The 17,057-nt window shown below is 65.6% G+C and carries 19 protein-coding genes and 1 tRNA gene; 9 read left to right on the top strand and 11 right to left on the bottom strand.

Translation table 11 applies throughout. The annotated features are described in order from the left end of the window. Nucleotides 1-29: 29 nt before the first annotated feature. Genes FYJ92_RS14465 through FYJ92_RS14455 form a run of 3 tightly spaced genes read right to left on the bottom strand, consistent with a single transcriptional unit; the run spans nt 30 to nt 2,650 of the window. The gene (locus tag FYJ92_RS14465) at nt 30-1,517 is read right to left on the bottom strand and encodes a catalase (RefSeq protein ID WP_185261309.1); all 1,488 of its coding nucleotides are present in this window, start codon (nt 1,515-1,517) and stop codon (nt 30-32) included. Nucleotides 1,518-1,524: 7 nt separating this feature from the next. Beyond that, on the bottom strand, nt 1,525-2,010 hold the full coding sequence (locus FYJ92_RS14460) for a Fur family transcriptional regulator (RefSeq protein ID WP_185261308.1): 486 nt from the start codon (nt 2,008-2,010) through the stop codon (nt 1,525-1,527). Between the two features lie 19 nt (nt 2,011-2,029). Next, nucleotides 2,030-2,650: a hypothetical protein gene (locus FYJ92_RS14455; RefSeq protein ID WP_255482126.1), complete on the bottom strand. Its 621-nt coding sequence runs from the start codon at nt 2,648-2,650 to the stop codon at nt 2,030-2,032. A gap of 74 nt (nt 2,651-2,724) precedes the next feature. Between FYJ92_RS14455 and FYJ92_RS19345 the strand changes: the two genes are divergently transcribed. Continuing rightward, nucleotides 2,725-2,937, top strand: a complete 213-nt coding sequence (locus tag FYJ92_RS19345; RefSeq protein ID WP_370525994.1) for a hypothetical protein — start codon at nt 2,725-2,727, stop codon at nt 2,935-2,937. Between the two features lie 74 nt (nt 2,938-3,011). Next, a complete protein-coding gene (htpX, locus tag FYJ92_RS14445) occupies nt 3,012-3,878 on the top strand; it encodes a zinc metalloprotease HtpX (protein ID WP_185261307.1) in 867 nt (288 codons plus the stop codon). Nucleotides 3,879-3,887: 9 nt separating this feature from the next. Here the strand turns inward: htpX and FYJ92_RS14440 are convergent, their stop codons facing one another. Beyond that, complete coding sequence (locus tag FYJ92_RS14440; RefSeq protein WP_104061835.1) at nt 3,888-4,379, bottom strand: YajQ family cyclic di-GMP-binding protein; 492 nt, start codon at nt 4,377-4,379, stop codon at nt 3,888-3,890. Between the two features lie 226 nt (nt 4,380-4,605). Between FYJ92_RS14440 and FYJ92_RS14435 the strand changes: the two genes are divergently transcribed. From FYJ92_RS14435 to FYJ92_RS14425, 3 genes are all read left to right on the top strand, one after another. Continuing rightward, nucleotides 4,606-4,860: a hypothetical protein gene (locus tag FYJ92_RS14435; protein WP_185261306.1), complete on the top strand. Its 255-nt coding sequence runs from the start codon at nt 4,606-4,608 to the stop codon at nt 4,858-4,860. Nucleotides 4,861-5,040: 180 nt separating this feature from the next. Then, nucleotides 5,041-5,122, top strand: a tRNA-Tyr gene (locus tag FYJ92_RS14430). 167 nt (nt 5,123-5,289) lie between these two features. After that, entirely contained in the window at nt 5,290-5,721 is a 432-nt protein-coding gene (locus FYJ92_RS14425) for a CBS domain-containing protein (RefSeq protein ID WP_185261305.1), read from the top strand. Nucleotides 5,722-5,826: 105 nt separating this feature from the next. Here FYJ92_RS14425 and FYJ92_RS14420 read toward each other — a convergent pair whose 3' ends face one another. Then, a complete protein-coding gene (locus FYJ92_RS14420) occupies nt 5,827-6,810 on the bottom strand; it encodes a LysM domain-containing protein (protein WP_185261304.1) in 984 nt (327 codons plus the stop codon). A 380-nt stretch (nt 6,811-7,190) separates the two neighbouring features. Beyond that, nucleotides 7,191-7,925 carry a potassium channel family protein gene (locus FYJ92_RS14415; RefSeq protein ID WP_185261303.1) on the bottom strand — a complete coding sequence of 245 codons (735 nt, stop codon included), beginning with the start codon at nt 7,923-7,925 and terminating at the stop codon, nt 7,191-7,193. A gap of 71 nt (nt 7,926-7,996) precedes the next feature. Between FYJ92_RS14415 and FYJ92_RS14410 the strand changes: the two genes are divergently transcribed. Continuing rightward, on the top strand, nt 7,997-8,551 hold the full coding sequence (locus tag FYJ92_RS14410; protein WP_185261302.1) for a thioesterase family protein: 555 nt from the start codon (nt 7,997-7,999) through the stop codon (nt 8,549-8,551). Between the two features lie 62 nt (nt 8,552-8,613). Here the strand turns inward: FYJ92_RS14410 and FYJ92_RS14405 are convergent, their stop codons facing one another. Together FYJ92_RS14405 and FYJ92_RS14400 are read right to left on the bottom strand one after the other, a co-directional pair. Further along, nucleotides 8,614-9,414, bottom strand: coding sequence for an ABC transporter permease subunit (locus FYJ92_RS14405; RefSeq protein ID WP_185261301.1), 801 nt, complete (start codon nt 9,412-9,414; stop codon nt 8,614-8,616). Then, on the bottom strand, nt 9,411-10,364 hold the full coding sequence (locus FYJ92_RS14400; RefSeq protein ID WP_185261300.1) for an ABC transporter ATP-binding protein: 954 nt from the start codon (nt 10,362-10,364) through the stop codon (nt 9,411-9,413). The genes FYJ92_RS14405 and FYJ92_RS14400 overlap by 4 nt, the downstream gene beginning before the upstream one ends. Before the next feature lie 160 nt (nt 10,365-10,524). Between FYJ92_RS14400 and FYJ92_RS14395 the strand changes: the two genes are divergently transcribed. Further along, nucleotides 10,525-10,971: a co-chaperone YbbN gene (locus tag FYJ92_RS14395; RefSeq protein ID WP_185261299.1), complete on the top strand. Its 447-nt coding sequence runs from the start codon at nt 10,525-10,527 to the stop codon at nt 10,969-10,971. Nucleotides 10,972-11,052: 81 nt separating this feature from the next. On the opposite strand, the gene FYJ92_RS14390 is transcribed toward FYJ92_RS14395, so the two are convergent. Next, complete coding sequence (locus tag FYJ92_RS14390; RefSeq protein ID WP_185261298.1) at nt 11,053-11,331, bottom strand: putative quinol monooxygenase; 279 nt, start codon at nt 11,329-11,331, stop codon at nt 11,053-11,055. 115 nt (nt 11,332-11,446) lie between these two features. On the opposite strand from FYJ92_RS14390, the gene FYJ92_RS14385 reads away from it, so the two are divergent. Next, nucleotides 11,447-13,123 (top strand): AMP-binding protein, encoded by a 1,677-nt coding sequence (locus FYJ92_RS14385; protein ID WP_185261297.1) that lies wholly within the window; start codon nt 11,447-11,449, stop codon nt 13,121-13,123. A gap of 141 nt (nt 13,124-13,264) precedes the next feature. Further along, nucleotides 13,265-14,185 (top strand): hypothetical protein, encoded by a 921-nt coding sequence (locus FYJ92_RS14380; RefSeq protein WP_185261296.1) that lies wholly within the window; start codon nt 13,265-13,267, stop codon nt 14,183-14,185. A gap of 229 nt (nt 14,186-14,414) precedes the next feature. On the opposite strand, the gene FYJ92_RS14375 is transcribed toward FYJ92_RS14380, so the two are convergent. Both FYJ92_RS14375 and FYJ92_RS14370 read right to left on the bottom strand, forming a co-directional pair. Next, a complete protein-coding gene (locus FYJ92_RS14375; protein ID WP_185261092.1) occupies nt 14,415-15,857 on the bottom strand; it encodes an IS1380 family transposase in 1,443 nt (480 codons plus the stop codon). A gap of 148 nt (nt 15,858-16,005) precedes the next feature. Beyond that, entirely contained in the window at nt 16,006-16,977 is a 972-nt protein-coding gene (locus FYJ92_RS14370; protein WP_185261295.1) for a DNA-3-methyladenine glycosylase, read from the bottom strand. Nucleotides 16,978-17,057 lie beyond the last annotated feature (80 nt).

The raw sequence follows: 17,057 nt of genomic DNA, 5'->3' as shown, positions 1-17,057 counted from the left end.
GGTCCGGCGGGCTACAAGGGGCGGAGAAACTAGCCGATCTTGTTGGCTGCCTCAGCGTCGGAATCAGGGGAGCCCGTGCCCAGGTTGGCGCGCAGCTTGGCGCCGAGTTCGGCGTCCACGTTGGTCCAGTACTGGATGGCGCGTTCCTTGATCTCGGCGTTCTTCACGCCGCCCACGGCACCGGTGATGGTGTCCAGGAGACGGGCCTTGGCGCCGTCGTCGAACACCTCGCGGTACAGGGTGCCGGCCTGGACGAAGTCGCCGTCCTCGGCGTGCAGGGAGTGTGCGGAGAGCGTAAGCTCGCCGTCGTTCTCCCAGCCACCGGCCGGGGAAGCCGGCTCAACGGCAGCGGGGCCGTTGAAGGAGTTCGGCGCGTAAACCGGTACGGACGGGGCGTTGAAGTGGTAACGCCCGGCGCCGTCCTGGCTGTAGTTGTTGACCTGGTTCTTCGGCTGGTTCACCGGGATCTGCGCGTGGTTGGTGCCCACGCGGTAGCGGTGTGCGTCGGCGTAGGAGAAGATGCGGGCCTGCAGCATCTTGTCCGGGGAAGCGGCGATACCCGGCACGAAGTTCGACGGCGCGAAGGTGGCCTGCTCGATCTGCGAGAAGTAGTTCTCCGGGTTCTTGTTCAGCTCCATGGTGCCCACGTGGATCAGCGGGTAGTCCGTGTGCGGCCACACCTTGGTGAGGTCGAACGGGTTGAAGCGGTAGCCCTTGGCGTCTTCGTACGGCATGACCTGGACGTGCAGTTCCCAGGACGGGAAGTTGCCCTCGGCGATGTTTTCCTGCAGGTCGCGGATGTAGAAGTCCGCGTCCGAGCCGGCCAGCTCTTCAGCCTGGTCGCCGGACATGGTCTTGACGCCCTGGTTGGACTTGAAGTGGTACTTGACCCAGAAGCGCTCGCCCGCGGCGTTGATCCACTGGTAGGTGTGCGAGCCGTAGCCCTGCATTTCACGCCAGGAGGCCGGCAGGCCGCGGTCGCCCATGAGCCAGGTGACCTGGTGTGCGGACTCGGGGGACAGGGTCCAGAAGTCCCACTGCATGTCGGCGTCGCGCAGGTGGCTGCCCGGGAGGCGCTTCTGCGAGTGGATGAAGTCCGGGAACTTGATGCCGTCGCGGATGAAGAAGACGGGGGTGTTGTTGCCCACGAGGTCGTAGTTGCCCTCGGAGGTGTAGAACTTGACGGCGAAACCGCGGGGGTCGCGCCAGGTGTCCGGGGAGCCTGCTTCGCCGGCAACCGAGGAGAAGCGGATCAGCATCTCGGTCTCAGCGCCCGGCTGCAGGAACGCGGCCTTGGTGTACTTGGAGATGTCCGAGGTGGCCTTGAACGTACCGAACGCGCCGCCGCCCTTGGCGTGCACTACGCGCTCCGGCACCCGCTCGCGGTTGAACTGGGCGAGCTTTTCGATCAGGTAGTGGTCCGTGAGGATGATGGCGCCGTCGGCACCGACGGACTGTGCGTGCGCGTCGGAAGTGACGGGCGCGCCGGACTGGGTTGTTGAGATATTCGCAGTCATTTTTCTCCTATTTCTCGATTACTTGTGAGGGACGTTCAGAAGGAAGTTTTTGGGACGCCTGGCAGTCCTGGCAGATGCCCTGGTACATCACGTCGGCGATCTGGATGGTCATCGGCTTGGAGTTCTCATCCCAGTGCGGAGTGAGGCAGGGGGCGTGCCCGACGGCGCAGTCGACGTCCTCCACGCGGCCGCAGCTGATACAGATGGCGTGGTGGTGGTTGTCACCGACGCGGGTCTCGTACAGGGCCGGGGAATGCGGCGGTTCGAAGCGGCGCAGCATGTGCAGGTCGGTCAGGTCGCCGAGGACCACGTATACGGATTGCGCGGTCAGCTCCGGAAGCTCGGAGCGCGCGGCGGCCAGGATGCTCTCCGCGGGGGAGTGCGGGTGATGTTCGACGGCGGTCAGCACGGCGAGCCGCTGCTTGGTCACCCGGCGGCCGTGGGCGCGCAGGGCAGCAGCCCATGCATCGTGGCCGCCAAAGTGTTCCGTCATGCCTCTATTGAAACACTTATTATGAGTCGATCACAATAAGGCTTGGCTTACTTTCGGCAGATCCAGGAATTCCTGCATGGGGTTGAGGGATTCTCCTGCCGAGCGGCCCACGGCATGGACTTCCGTGCCGCCGGCTCCGGGCTCCGGCACCACACAGCTCAGTGAGCGCCGGGAGGGTGCCGTCCGCCGGCGGGACGGGCTCTGCCTCGTGCGTCACAGCCAGCAAGCGCAGGGCGGTGCGGAGGCCGCCGTCGTACTCTTTGAGCTCTTCCGCTGTGGCCGGCACCCGGCGCTGGATGGGAAGGCGCAGCTGTTCGCCGGGGGTGACCGGCTCGGCGTCCCAGCGCCCGAACAAATGGAAGGTGGGGGTGGAGGATTCCGTCTCCGGTTCGCCGATGGCCGCCCCGTTGGGGTGCCACTGGTGCGCAAACACCACGGTGCAGCGGCTGGCACCCAGGACATTGGCGAGTGCCTGCCGGGCAGTGGTGTGGCAGTGCAACCAGTCAGCGGCCGAGCGGAGATCGAATGCCGTAGCCGGGTTGGTGAGCCGGATCAGGAGATGGCCGGCGTTCAGGGCAGTCCGGGGCCGGGCAACCTCCCAGAAAGCCGAGGCAAAAAGCAGCCGCCTGGACACATTCATAAGGCAATTCCTTTCCCCGCCTGCGGATACCAATCGTGTGACAGAACAGGACGCCGGCGCCCCCTAGGGTTGAGGTGTACAGGCTCACGCAGGACAACTTCCATGCGGATCTGCCGGGCGCGTTTGCGCTGGTGCCGCATCAACCAGCCGGCCCGCAGGTGGGTGACCTGCTGGCAGGCGCCGGGACTAAGATTTTGAGTGAGGGCCGGGTCCTGCTTCTGGGCGGGGTTTTGTGCATCGCGGTGGCCTGGCTGGCGGCACAGCTGCAGCCGGGCCTCCGGAAGTAGAATGCCCGTGACCCGGTGCCTTAGGTACCTGCGGCGTGGGGGTAACTTTGTCAGGGCGACGTGGAGGAGTGGACGTGCACAAGCATTACAACGGCCTGAAAACTGCGGCGCTCTTTGGCGTCCTGTGGGCGGTGCTCCTGGGTCTGGGTGGACTGATCGGGATCAATACCCGCAGTGCGGCGCCCATCTGGATCATGGCCCTGATCGGCGTGGCCACCACAGCGTACGGCTACTGGAACAGCGACAAGATCGCCATCCGTTCCATGCAGGCCTACCCCGTAACGGAGGCACAGGCGCCACAGCTGTACCAGATTGTCCGGGAGCTCTCGGTCCGGGCGAACCAGCCGATGCCCCGCATCTACCTCTCACCCACCATGAACCCGAACGCGTTCGCCACCGGCCGGAACCCCAAAAACGCCGCCGTGTGCTGCACCGAGGGGATCCTGCAGCTGCTCGATGCCCGGGAACTGCGCGGGGTTCTGGGGCACGAGCTGATGCACGTGTACAACCGGGACATCCTTACGTCCTCGGTGGCGGCCGCCGTCGCCGGCGTCATCACGTCCGTGGGCCAGATGCTGCTGTTCTTCGGCGGCGACCGGCGCAACTCCAACCTGCTGGCCATGCTGGCGATGGCGCTTTTGGCGCCGTTTGCGGCGTCACTGATCCAGCTGGCCATCTCCAGGACCCGCGAGTACGACGCCGACGAGGACGGTTCGGAGCTCACCGGCGATCCGCTGGCACTCGCCTCAGCCCTTCGCAAGATTGAGCAGGGGGTGCGGATTGCGCCGCTGCCGCAGGAGCAGAAGCTGGTCAACACCTCGCACCTGATGATCGCCAACCCTTTCCGCGGCGGGGCGATGACCAAGCTGTTCGCCACACACCCGCCCATGAAGGAGAGGATCGCCCGGCTGGAACGGATTGCCGGCCGGCCGCTGAACTGAGGAGGGGTGCTAGCTGCGGAAGTTGACGAACTGCAGGTCCGCCTCATCGAAGTCCTTCAGCAGCGCCATAACAGACTGCAGGTCATCGCGGGACTTGGACGAGACGCGGAGTTCGTCGCCCTGGATCTGGGATTTGACACCCTTGGGGCCCTCGTCGCGGATCAGCTTATTGATCTTCTTGGCCAGGTCCTGCTCGATGCCTTCCTTGATGGAGGCTTCCAGGCGGAATTCCTTGCCGGATGGGTAAGGCTCGCCGGTGTCCAGGGACTTCAGGGAGATGCCGCGGCGGATCAGCTTCGACTGGAGGACGTCCAGCACGGCCAGGACACGTTCCTCCGAGTTCGCCTTCATCAGGATCTTTTCGCCGCTGAATTCGACCTCGGCGCCGACGCCCTTGAAGTCATAGCGCTGGACCAGTTCCTTCTGCGCCTGGTTTAGCGCGTTGGCCACTTCCTGCTTGTCCACTTTGCTTACGACGTCGAACGTTGACTCGCCTGCCATGATTCTCCTTGTGCCGGTGGGTGCCCTGAAATTGGCTCTGCAGGGCGTGGATCTCTGCATTCCAGCCTAATACGGATCGCCCGGCTGTGGCGCTGTGGCGGTTGCGGCGCAGTTGTGGATTCGGCAAGTTTCCGGATTCACAGTTCCCTCATAGCGGACGTACTGCGGGAACGAAGCCGGACGATGGAGAGTTGAACGAGTTGGAAGTAGCTCGAAAGGGAACACCATGCCACGCACCGCCGTCCGTTACGCCACCCGAACCACCGCCGCAGCAGCCGGCGCCGTGGCCACCGCCGCTACCTCCGTTGCCGCAGCAGCCATCGCCGCCTCCATCATCTTCAGCCCCGTCCCGGATGCCTCGGCCCGCATGGACGGTGTCAGCGAGGACCTGCTGCGGGCGGTCCAGCTGAACCAGATCACCCAGGAGCAGGCCGTGAAGTTCGAGGCAAGGCTGGCCGGACGGATTCTCGGCGACGCCTGAGTCCCCCGTGTTCCGCGGAATTGCGGGTCTTCTGGCGGCCTTTTCAGGGGTCTGCCGCGCCGATTCGATGTTTCGGCAGAAGTTCTGTAAAGTTGTCTTGCCCGCGGTTACTGGAAGCGGAACGACCCGGAGACGGACGTTCCGAACACTGCAGCCGGGGGTGATCTTCTTTTGAAGTTCGGCAGATTACCCGAGCGGCCAAAGGGGGCTGACTGTAAATCAGCTGGCAACGCCTACGGGGGTTCGAATCCCTCATCTGCCACCCAAGGAAAAGCCTCCGGAACCATCAGGTTCCGGAGGCTTTTTTTGTGCCCGAAATCAGGGGAGGGGCCGTCGTCGACATCGGTTTGGCCCCGGCGTAGGCTGGCAACATCGGCGCACGTGCCCCCGATGCCCTGTGTCGATACATCAATCGATGAAGGAGAACCAATGAGCGTTGTACGTGAATTCATGACTACGGATGCACGGTGTATTAAGGAGCATCAGTCCCTCACAGATGCCGCCCGGATGATGTTGGATCTGGACTGTGGATCGCTGCCGATCTGCGGCGACGATGGCAAGCTGAAGGGCATGATTACCGACCGCGACATCGTGCTCAGGTGCGTTGCTGCCGGCCGTGATCCCCTCGAGATGCTGGCCGGCGAACTGGCCACCGGCAAGCCCTACTGGGTTGACGCCGACGCCAGTGTCGACGCGGCCATCGACATCATGGAGCGGCACCAGGTCCGTCGGCTCCCGGTAATTGTCGACCACAAATTGGTCGGCATCCTCAGCCAGGGTGATATCGCTCGCAACTACGCCGAGGAACGCGTGGGCGAACTGGTGGAGCAGATTTCGGAACGCCATCCGATGCCTGCCTAGTCAGGCCGATTACCGCATGCCTTGTTCGCGGCTCCTTGCCCTAAAGGTTCGGAACCGCGAACAAGCTTCGGAAACGCTGGACCGCGAACTCGGCCGGGCCCGAGCCTAGTTCAGCGCGATCAGCAGCATCTGGTTGGTCCCGGGGATGCAGGTCTGCAGGATGGCCCGGGGGAACCCGCCGAAAACAGCGATGACGTTGTTGGTGGTTCCCGGGTTGGGGACCTGGCCCCTGGCTGTCGCGGTGTACGTCCCGTAGCCCGGGATGCTGATGGTCTCGCCCACGCCGATGCCGGAGAAACGCGCCCACCCGCCGCAGAAATCGTGCTCCGTGATGAAGAGCGAGTAGCCGTCGTTTGGCGTGTAGTGGATGGGCCCGATGCAGGCGTCCAGCATGGCCTGTCCGCCTGCGCCCGCGACGTAGATGGTGCGGACAGCAGGCGCGGCCTGGACCGGCGCCGGCGCGGGGTTGTAGACCGGTGAAGCCGGTGCGGCCGCGGCCGGAGCCGGGGCTGGAGCGGAAACTCCGACGGCGGGTCCCGTCAGCTTCAGCGTCTGGCCCGGGACGATGATGCTGTAGAGGCCCAGCCCGTTGGCGGCCAGCATCGCGTTTGCGTCGACGCCATACCGGGCCGCTATCCCACCCACCGTGTCGCCGGGAACCACTGTGTAGAGGTTGGTGTCGCCCGCAGGTGCCGGAGCAGGTTCGGGGGCTGGCGGCGGGGGAGCCTCGGCCGGGGGCGCGGGCGCGGCAGCTGCGACTTCCGGCTGCGCGGTGCCGGCTGCCGCACCATCAAACTCAACGGACCCAACGTACGGCGCATCCAGGGGCACCGCGGCCAAAGGCCGGGCAACCCGCACTACGGGAGAGGCCGCCGTCGTTATGGCCCCCGGTGGCACCGACAATTCTGCCGTGGGGGCGGGGCCGGCCAGGGCGCCGACGCCGAAAGCGGAAATCACGGCGGCTGCGGCCATGCCGGCCCACAGCTTGTTGCTCATCGGCTGGCGGCCGGTGAGGAGATCGGCCCGTGGGACGTCGGTTTCAAAATTTCGGCGGGGTGGTTCGGGAATTTTTGGACTCAACTGATACATGGGTGGCCCGTCGCAGGTCGGACCCGCAACTGAGGCGGCAAGGCCGCCGCAAACTACATATGCGGGACGGATCGAGGTGTGATGCGCTGCGCGGTCCCGGTCTTTGAACGGAACCGCGCACGGAAGCGCATGATGGGAGCGCCCGCATACCCAGAAGATACGGATGCTCCGCTATGAAGCGGCATCATCCACCCCAGCTCGGAGGATGCGCCGGCAACTTGTTCAGCCCTACGAGTTTCGAGTCTAGGAAGCTGCGACGGGCGCTGCACCAGTAGGCGATACCTGAATTTTTGCGCCGGGTACGTGGCCCGGAGGCGGCGCCTACTCGCAGTCCTGGCGGCGGCTACCCGGTGTCCGGCTGCCCGGCCCGCTGGACATTTCTACAACGTTGGGCGGTCCTTGAGCTCGGCCACCTCGCGCCGCAGCGCAGCGATCTCCGTGACCAGGCCGGCCAGTTCTGCCCGCAAGGGTTCCTCTATGGACTCCGCGGCAGCTTCAGTGGACTCCTCGACGCGCTGGACCAACCAGGAAGCGATGGATGCCGTGACCACACCCAGCACGGCGATGCCACTCATCATGAGGGCCGCGGCAACCATCCTGCCGATCGGCGTCACAGGGTACATATCGCCGTAACCCACGGTGGTGATGGTGGTGATGGCCCACCACAGGGCGTCTCCGAAGGTCAGGATCTTGGCATCCGGGGCAGACTGTTCAATGTCCAGCACCGCCAGCGCGCCAACGAATACCAGGAGCGCCGCCGAACCGGCCACGTACGTGACCACCCGGCCCCTCAGGGTTTCGCCGATGGTCCTGTGTAGGACCGAAAGCAGTCTGACCAGCCGGAGCAGGCGCAGCGGCCGTAAGAATGGAAGGGCCACGATCAGGAGTTCGTGCAGGTTCCACAGGAACCAGCGGCGTCGCTCTCTGGCCAGCCACAGGTTCGCGGCGTAATCCAGGACGAAAATACTCCATGTCAACCACATCACCGTCTCAAGCCATTCCGCGCCGCTGCCCTCGACCCGGCCAATCACCTGCCACGCATAGGCCGCCAGGAAAACCAGGGCCGTTCCCATCAGCGGCCACTCGGCAAGGTCCCGGTAGCGTTGTTGCGTCATGCGCCACATCCTACGTGGCTGCCCTACTTCTTTTAACTTGTCAGTAAGTTACTGCCGGGTAACATATAGGCATGCACCTGCTTTTGCGAACGCTCCTGATGCTGTTCACCGCCGCCCGCCGTTCTGCGCTGACCATCTGGGACACATCGTCCCTGCCGCTGCGCGTCCTGCCCACCGACATCGACATCGCCATGCACGTTAACAACGGCATGTACTTTTCCCTCATGGACCTGGGCCGGTTCGACCTGATGGTCCGCAGCGGCGTGTGGAAGACGATGCGCCGGCGCAGCTGGACCCCGGTGGCGGCGGGGGAGACCATCGCCTTCCGGAAGTCGCTGCAGCTGTGGCAGCGGTACACCATCGAAACAAAGATCCTCGGCCTGGATGCCAAGGCCATCTACTTTGAGCAGCGCATGGTATCCGACGGCGAGATTTACGCGCGTGCCTACATCGCCACCCGCCTGGTCAGCAAGGGCAGGCCCGTGAGCCAGGAGGAGATCCTGCGCGAGTTCGGGCAGCCCCCGGCGGACATGGTGCTGCCCGAATGGATCCACGAATGGCGCGAGGCCAACGCACTGCCCGGCAGCCGGACGCCGGCGCCGCACCATTGGGACGCCCGCGCCTGACCTCCTTACCTGTGAACCAAGGCCTGACCGCCGCCAACCCTGACCGCCGGTCACCCGGAAGGCTAAGTGCCGACGTCGCGCCTGTTCACAGCGAACGCGGCTACGGCCACCAGAGCTGCTGAAAGTCCCCAGAGCCACCCGGCCGCAGCCCAGTCCGCACCGTTGACCACCGGTGAATTACCGTAAGCCCAGTGGTATGGGCTCAGATTCAGCAGCCACTCAACGTCCTCGCTCTGCCGGCCGACGGCGTTGAAGGTGTATCCAAGGACGCCGACGGCGGCGCCCGCGGCCAGTCCGAACGTCCGTCTTCCGGACATAGCGCCGGCGCATAGCGCGGCTGTTCCGCTCAGCAGTGCCAGCCCGGCAAACAGCACGGCTGCGCCGAAGAGGTTCTCGGGCCTGATGGCCAGCTGGGCGGAATCGTTAAGCAGCCTGACCAGCACAAAGACCAGGGCCGCGAGCAGCACCAAGCGCAGGAACAGGGACAGCGCTCGCTCCAGGACCACCTGGACGCGGGTCACCCCGTGCGCGAGGGTCAGCTCCAGCTGCCCCGACTCCTCGTCGCCGCCCACTGCGGCGGCACCCCAACCGACAGAAGCGATGGTCATCAGCAGGAAGCCAATCAGGCCGAACAGCGTGGCCTGCGTGTACCCGGGACCGGTGGCGATCTGGTCGTAGTTCAGCGCCTTGGTCATCTCGGCCGGGAGGGAATCGATCATGCCCTGCATCTCTGTACTCCCGCCGATGGACGGGTACAGCGGCAGGTAGAGGAACGTGGCGCCTGCCAGGCCGGCGGCCCATGCCGTGGTGGAGCGCCAGGAATCCAAGAAGGCCCGGCGGAACAGCGGCAGCGTGGTGCTCATCGCACGGCCTCCGGCTGTTCGGTGTCCGCGGGGTTCGCGTCTGCAGGACTTGAATACATCTTGAGCACTGACTCCTCAAGATCCGGTTCCGCCAGCACCAGATCCGTCAGCTCCAGCGTTCCCAGGGCCCTGACCAGCGGCTGGATGGCCCCCTCCACAGCCGCCGAAAGGGTGATGCTGCCGTCGGTCGCCAGCACCTCAACGTGCCCGACGCCGGGTACCCCAGCCAGCAGCGCGCCGGCGTCGTGCGCTGTTATTCCGTTCGCGGTGAACCGGACCCGGCGCACCGCACCTTCCCGAAGCCCGCTCACGGACTCGACGGCGATGATCCGGCCGTCCCGGAGGATGGCCACCGTATCTGCGGTCTGCTGGACCTCGCTGAGGACGTGGGAGCTGAGGAAGATGGTCTGGCCGTTGTGCTGCGCCTCGCGGACCATGGCATGGAATTCCTGCTGGACCAGCGGATCCAGGCCGCTGGTGGGCTCATCGAGGACCAGGAGCTCGGGATCGTGCATAAACGCCTGGACCAGGCCCAACTTCTGCTTGTTGCCCTTGGACAGCTTGCGGGTGTGGCGGTCCAGGTCGAGCCCCAGCCGTTCGGCCAGGCCATCGATCCTGCCCGGGGGCACCGGACCGCTGATGGCCTGGTAGTGGGCCAGGAGTGTCCGGCCCGTGACGCGGCCCTCGAGGAACAGCTCGCCCGGAAGGTAACCGATCCGCCGGCGGAGCTCCGGACCTCCCGCCCGGGGGTCCTTGCCCAGGACCCGGACCTGCCCGGAGGTGGGGCGGATGATGTCAAGCAGGCAGCGCATGGTGGTGGTCTTGCCGGCGCCGTTGGGGCCGATCACGCCGAACACGGAGCCTGACTCGACCGCAAAATCCACCCCGTGGAGCACCTCGCGCCGGCCGAATTTCTTGGTCAGGGACTGGGTGGAGATAGCCTGGGCCATGAACCCTCCTGGATGCGGCAGTCAGCGGCTGATGACCCCAAGGGTAAGCCTCGCAATGCCCGGTGTATACGGCCCCCGCCGGGTATTCCCGATGACGCGGGGAGCGAACAGGGGACGCCCGGCCGGGACATCGGCCCGCGCCTCGCGTACCGTTGAAGGCATGGCTACCGTAGATATCACAGGTGAACAGTTCGCATCGACCATCGAAGGCAACGATATTGTCCTGGTGGACTTCTGGGCTGAATGGTGCGGTCCCTGCAAGCAGTTCGGGCCCACGTACAGCGCTGCTTCGGAGAAGCACTCCGACGTCCTGTTCACGAAGGTGGACACTGAGGCCCAGCAGCAGCTCGCCGCCGAGGCCGGCATCACGTCCATCCCCACGCTGATGGCGTTCCGCGAAAAGGTCCTGGTCTTCTCCCAGCCGGGTGCCCTGAACGCCCAGCAGCTGGAGCAGGTTGTTGACGCCGTGAAGGCCCTGGACATGGACGAGGTCCACGCCCATGTGGCGCGCTCGCAGGCGGAAGCCGCAGCAGCCGCGGAAAGCAACCCGGCCACCGCCGGAAGGACGTCCGGCCCCCAGGACGGCACACAGATCCCGGATATCTAAGCGCCCTTAACTGCAACGCGGGGTCACTTCGCGCCCATAAATCTTGGTTAGATGGGCGCGAAGTGACCCCGCGTTTGTTTGTTAAAGGCGTTCCAGCTGCACGGGCTCGGCCAGCAGCGCGCTCAGGGATTCGTTCAGGTCCTGGACGGCGGTGCCCTTGGAGTGCTTCGCAAGCAGTTCCTCGGATTCCCACTGTTCCGTCAGGACCAGCTTCTCTTCGGTGGCTTCGGTCAGCTCGTAGCGGATGCAGCCGGCTTCGTTGACCACCTCGTCGATGGCGATTTCCAGGGCGAGCTTCACACGGAAGAACTCGCCGTCGTTGGGGATGAACGTTGCCTGCAGGTCGATGGGTTCACTCATGGATTTCACAATACCGGGACTCGGCATGCAGGCCCGCCCTGTTTACGCACGGACACCCTGCTGTTGCGCTTCTCTTGCGCTTTCATTGCCGGGGGCCAGGCGGTAGCGTGCCAGCATGCGCGCTTACACAGCCGGGGACACTGACGTCCTGCTCCTCGAGGAAACCATCGGCCAGAACTTCGAGCGGGTGATGGCCCGGTTCCCCTTCCACGACGCGCTGATCGAAGCCGCACCGGTGCCGGGCGCCGACGCCCGCCGCTGGAGCTACACCAAAATGAACGACGACGTCGATCGCCTCGCGAGGGCACTCCTTGCCTCGGGCGTGGCCAAGGGGGACCGGGTGGGCATCTGGAGCCCGAACTGCGCCGAGTGGACGCTGCTGCAGTACGCCACGGCCAAGGCCGGCGCCATCCTGGTCAATGTGAACCCGGCCTACCGGAGCCACGAGCTGGAGTTTGTGGTGAAGCAGAACGGCATGCGCATGCTGGTTACGGCACCGACGGACCGGAACAGCGACTACGTGGGGATGGCGCGCCAGGCGCTCGCCGGCTGCCCGGACCTGCGGGAACTGGTGTTCCTGCCGGACTACGGCGTGGACGGGCTCGACGCCGGGGACCCCCAAAGCGACGGGGAGCTGACGTACGCCGAGCTGCTGAAGCGGGCAGACGCCGTCGGGCATTCCGGCTTGAAGGACCGCATGGCGGAGCTGGGCCCGCACGATCCCATCAACCTGCAGTACACCTCCGGGACCACGGGCTTCCCCAAAGGCGCAACGCTGACGCACCACAACATCCTGAACAACGGCTACTCCATCGGTGAACTGCTGGGCTACACCGAGCACGACCGGGTGGTGATCCCGGTGCCGTTCTACCACTGCTTCGGGATGGTGATCGGCAACCTTGCCGCCCTCAGCCACGGTGCGGCCACCATCATCCCCGGCCGCGGCTTCACGCCGGCGGCCGCGCTGGAAGCGGTCCAGGACTTCGGCGGGACATCGCTGTACGGCGTGCCCACCATGTTCATCGCGGAGCTGGCGCTGCCGGACTTTGCCTCCTACGACCTGGCCACGCTCCGGACCGGCGTGATGGCAGGATCGGTGTGCCCCATTGACGTGATGAACCGGGTGATCTCGGAGATGCACATGGTGGATGTGGCCATTTGCTACGGCATGACCGAGACCTCCCCGGTGTCCACCATGACCCGGAACGGTGACACCCCTCAACAGCGCACCGAGACCGTGGGCCGCACCATGCCGAGGCTGGAAAGCCAGATCGTGGACCCGGGCACCGGCGAGGTGCTGGAGCGCGGCGGGATCGGAGAGCTGTGCACCCGGGGTTACGCCGTGATGCAGGGGTACTGGGACCAGCCGGACAAGACCGCGGAAGCCATCGATGCCGACGGCTGGATGCACACCGGCGACCTCGCGCGGATGGACGACGGCGGCTACGTGGTCATCGAGGGCCGGATCAAGGACATGGTGATCCGCGGCGGCGAGAACATCTACCCGCGCGAAATCGAGGAATTCCTGTACAGCCACCCGTCCATCCAGGATGTGCAGGTGATCGGAGTGCCAGATGCCAAATACGGCGAGGAACTGATGGCCTGCATCATCCTCGCTCCGGGAGCGGAACCGCTGGACGTGGAAGCCGTCGCCGAATTCTGCCACGGGAAGCTGGCACACTACAAGATCCCGCGCTACGTGGACGTCCGCGAAAGCTTCCCCATGACCGTTTCGGGGAAGATCCGCAAAGTCGAGATGCGCGAGGAAGCCGTGGCCCGGCTGGGTCTCTGACCACCCCTAATGCAACGCGGGGTCACTTACGGCCCATGTTGGCATCCCGGATGGGCCGTAAGTGACCCCGCGTTGGGGTGGATGAAACTGGGCCTGTGGATAACTCAGTATCCTCTCAACGGTGCGGACAGAATGGTGCACATGGTCCGCATCACGCCCTTGCCGCAGACGCTCAACACCCAGCCGTTCACCATCTATGAGTCCCGGATGCTGGGGGTCGCGCCCAAGCGACTTCGCGCCGGGGACGTGCTCGACGGCGGACGGCTGATCTACCTGCCTGCCGGCCGTGAGTTTGTCCTTGCCGAACGGTCCCGGGTCCTTGCCGCGGCAACGCCCGGAGCCTGGGTTTCCCATGAGAGCGCCGCAATACTGATTGGGCTCGGCTTGCCGCCGGGGCTGGGTAAGGAGGAAACGATCCACCTCAGCAAACCCCACGGACTTCCTCGGGTCCGCCGTGCCGGAGTGGCCGGCCATCGCGTGCATACGCTGCCCGGCGAGGTCATGGAAATCGACGGAATCCCAGTCTCCGTCCCGCCCCGGACCTGGCTTGATTTGGCCCATCACTTACCGCTGGCATACGTGATCGCCATGGGCGACCAGCTGATCCGCATGCCTCGGCCCGGTCTTGAAGGAAGGACCGAACCATACGCCTTCAAGGAAGGACTGCGATTGCTCATCCGGCAGCATCCAAACATGAAGGGTGTGGAGAAGGCCCGGCTTGCCCTGGACGAGATGAGAGTCGGCGCGGACTCGTTTCCAGAGACATTCCTACGCCTGGCCATGCTGGACGCCCGACTTCCTGAGCCGGAACTGCAGCTCCGCCTTGATCCGGATGACCCGTGGTCGCCGTCCGCCGACGTGGGCTACCGGCGCTTCAGGATCGCAGTGCAGTACGACGGCGCGCATCACCGAACGAGGGAACAGCAGTCGCGGGATAACCGCCGCGACGAATTTTTCATCAACGCCGGCTGGTCCTATTTCAAGGCCAACGCGGATGACCTTGCCGAAGGATTCACCAGCCTCATCGCCAGGATCAAGAAGGCCAAACTCCGCTCCCTCTAGTCCAACGCGGGGTCACTTAGCGCCCATGTTGGCGTCCCGCATGGGCGCTAACCCGGATTTTTCATCGGACGGCGGTCGGGGCGCCGGGTCCGGGTTTTTGTCGTCCCGGCGGGCTGGATCGGATTTAGGGCGTGGCTGAAGGGCCCCGGGGTCGCGGGGCGGGGCGCGGGCTTCCACTGATCCCGTTGGCGTGCTCTTTCCGGCTCGTTGGTTGACGGGGGCTGCGGTGTCAGGTCCGCAGCAGGTGTGCGGGGCGGTTAGCGGCTGCAGCGATCCGGCTGATCGCTTCGAGCAGTGCGGCGATGAGGGGTTTCTCCGGTGCGGCGTCGGGCAGCAGCAGGTGGGTCCGGCGGGCGCGGGTGATGATCTTGCCGGCGGTGGCGAAGAGCCGGTAGCGCCAGCGTTTGATGTCCCAGCCCTGTGCCTTGTGGCCGTCGGGCAGGGCGGTGAGCTGGAGCCAGGAGACCAGGTTCGCGGCCAGGACCGCGAGGTTCGCCCAGGCCTGGTTCGCGGCGAAATCGAAGAAGGGGAGCTTGCTCAGGCCGGTGTTCTTCAGCGTCTTGATGCGGTTCTCGCAGCGGCCGCGGGCCCGGTGCCGGGCGTCCAGGAACGGTCCGTGCCAGCGTGGGGCATTCGTCAGGAACGCTGTTACACGGTGACCGTCGATGTCGAGCAGGGTCGGTGTCGCACCGGGGTGCAGCGGTTCGGCGCGCAGGAAGATCTTCGTCCCGGGCGGGTAGTCCTCGAGCGGGATCACCTGGGTGGCGTTGATGACCCAGGCGTCGTCGCGTTCGTTGCCGTCCTGGTCCAGGGCCGGCTGCCAGTATTTCTTGTCGTTGATCCAGTCGATCATGTGGGCCTTGCCGACCGGAACCGGGTACGAGACGGAGAACTGCACGCCGCGCGAATGCAGGTACCAGAGGAACTTCCGGGACGCGCCGGCGCTGTCGGTGCGGACCAGGATTTTCTCCCCGTCCAGTTCGTCGTCTTCACCGTAGAGTGCGTCGGGCAGGACCGCGATGGCGGCCTCGAAGATGCGGATGTGGTCCTCGGCGTTGTTCGCTGTTGCCCCGCCGTGGCGCAACAGCACCGCGAGTTCCTCCCCGGTGCCTCGGCCGGAACCGTAATCGATGCTGGCGGTGAACGGGGCGAATCCAAACCCGCCCTTGTAGTTGCCGGTGGCTCGTTCCTTCTCGGAGTGCGAGGCCACCAGTGTGGCGTCGAGGTCGATGACCAGCGGGTCCGCGGCCGTCGCCGTCACCGCCGGGCTGCGGTCACCCGCGGCTTCCCATGCCCGGGTCCGCAGTTCCTTGGACAGGGTCGAAAAACCGTAATCGAAAACGTCCGGGTTCTTCACGGTGCGTTCGAAGAACCGCGAGACTGTCGCGTTCGAGGGCACTTTCCCGAACACTCCGGGCTGGGAGCGCAGGATGTCCAGGTCGGAGGCGTACTCGCCGCCGGCGGCGAGCATCACCGCCAGCGACCCGAGCAGCCTCCCTGGCCGGTGCGAGGCCATCGCGGGGACGAACTGGCCCAGCCGGTCCTCGCACAGATCCCGGAACCCGAGGGCGTCAATGAATGAAGTCAGGACCCTGGCACCGGCATGGGAGACCAGCGACTGGCCGGTGAAAGTGACCGGGACGGATGGGAAGACCTTGGTAGACTGGGGCATCGAAAAGGTGCTCCTTCAAGACACGGAAATAACGGCGTAGACACCCCTATTTTCCCTTGTCAGAGCACCTTTTCGTCTCTTAAACACACCCGTCAGCCCAAGACTGATGAAAACCCCGGGCTAAGTGACCCCGCGTTGCTTTCGGTGGTCAGTGCCGGCGGTGGTCCTGGATGGTCATCCGCGGCCCGAACGTCGGTTTGCGGAAGCCGCTCAGGCCGATCATCCTGACCACCCGCTGCCGGTGCCCGGTCCACGGCTCAAGCAAGGCCAGCATGCCGGCGTCGTCCGTCCGGCGGCCGGTGAGGGCGGCGCCCACATAGGCGGCGAGGTGGAAGTCGCCCACCGCGATGGAGTCCGGGCATCCGTGCGTGCGCTGCACCACTTCGGCCGCGGTCCACACCCCGATACCGGGAATCACCTGCAGCTTTGCTGCCGCCTCCGCGGACGGCAGGGCAGCCAGCCGTTCAAGCGCGACGGCGGATCGCAGGGCCCGCATGACGGTCGCCGAACGCTGGGGTCCCACTCCTGCCTGGTGCCATTCCCAGGAAGGGATGCGCAGCCACTGCTCAGGGGTGGGCTGGACGCGGAGCCCGTCGGGCGCGGCGCTTCCGGCTGCTGGAGCGCGTGAGCCGAACCGGTACATCAGGTACCGGTAGCCGCGGCGGGCCTCAATGACGGTGACCTTCTGCTCGAGGATGGTGGGCACGAGGCAATCAACCACCCGTCCGGTGGAGGGCAGCCGGACAGCCAGGTTCCGGCGTCGGGCGTCACGGACCAGCCGGGGGAGCGTGGCCTGGAAAGCCGGCTCGTCAAACGCCGACCAGTCGTCCTCGGCGCCCAGGAGCCGGGGCACCCCGGCGAGTCCGGCGGCGGAACCGGGACCCCAGGCCAGGGCATCAACAGCCCCATCCGCCGCAGCGGTGAGGCGCAGCGTGACCGGGCCGTCCGGCGTCGTAAACGCCGTCCATAACCCGTCCGGCCCGAACGAAAACGACGGATCTCCGGTACCACGCAGGAGCGTGCCCAGCGTTTGGTGCAGGCTGTACGGGCCGTCCGGATGCCAGCACAGGGACGCATCCGCGGCGGCTGCAAGCCGGGCCGGAGCGTCAAGGATGGTCATGTATTCATGGTCCCACGGTGGGCTGACAACGCAGCTTCCGGAGGCTCTTACAGTCCGAAGGTGCCAGGACTAGACTCCAA

This window comes from Pseudarthrobacter sp. NBSH8, from assembly GCF_014217545.1.
Taxonomy (GTDB): domain Bacteria; phylum Actinomycetota; class Actinomycetes; order Actinomycetales; family Micrococcaceae; genus Arthrobacter.
Note: the sequence above shows the minus strand (reverse complement) of the source record. Positions and strands in the feature narration are given on the sequence as shown.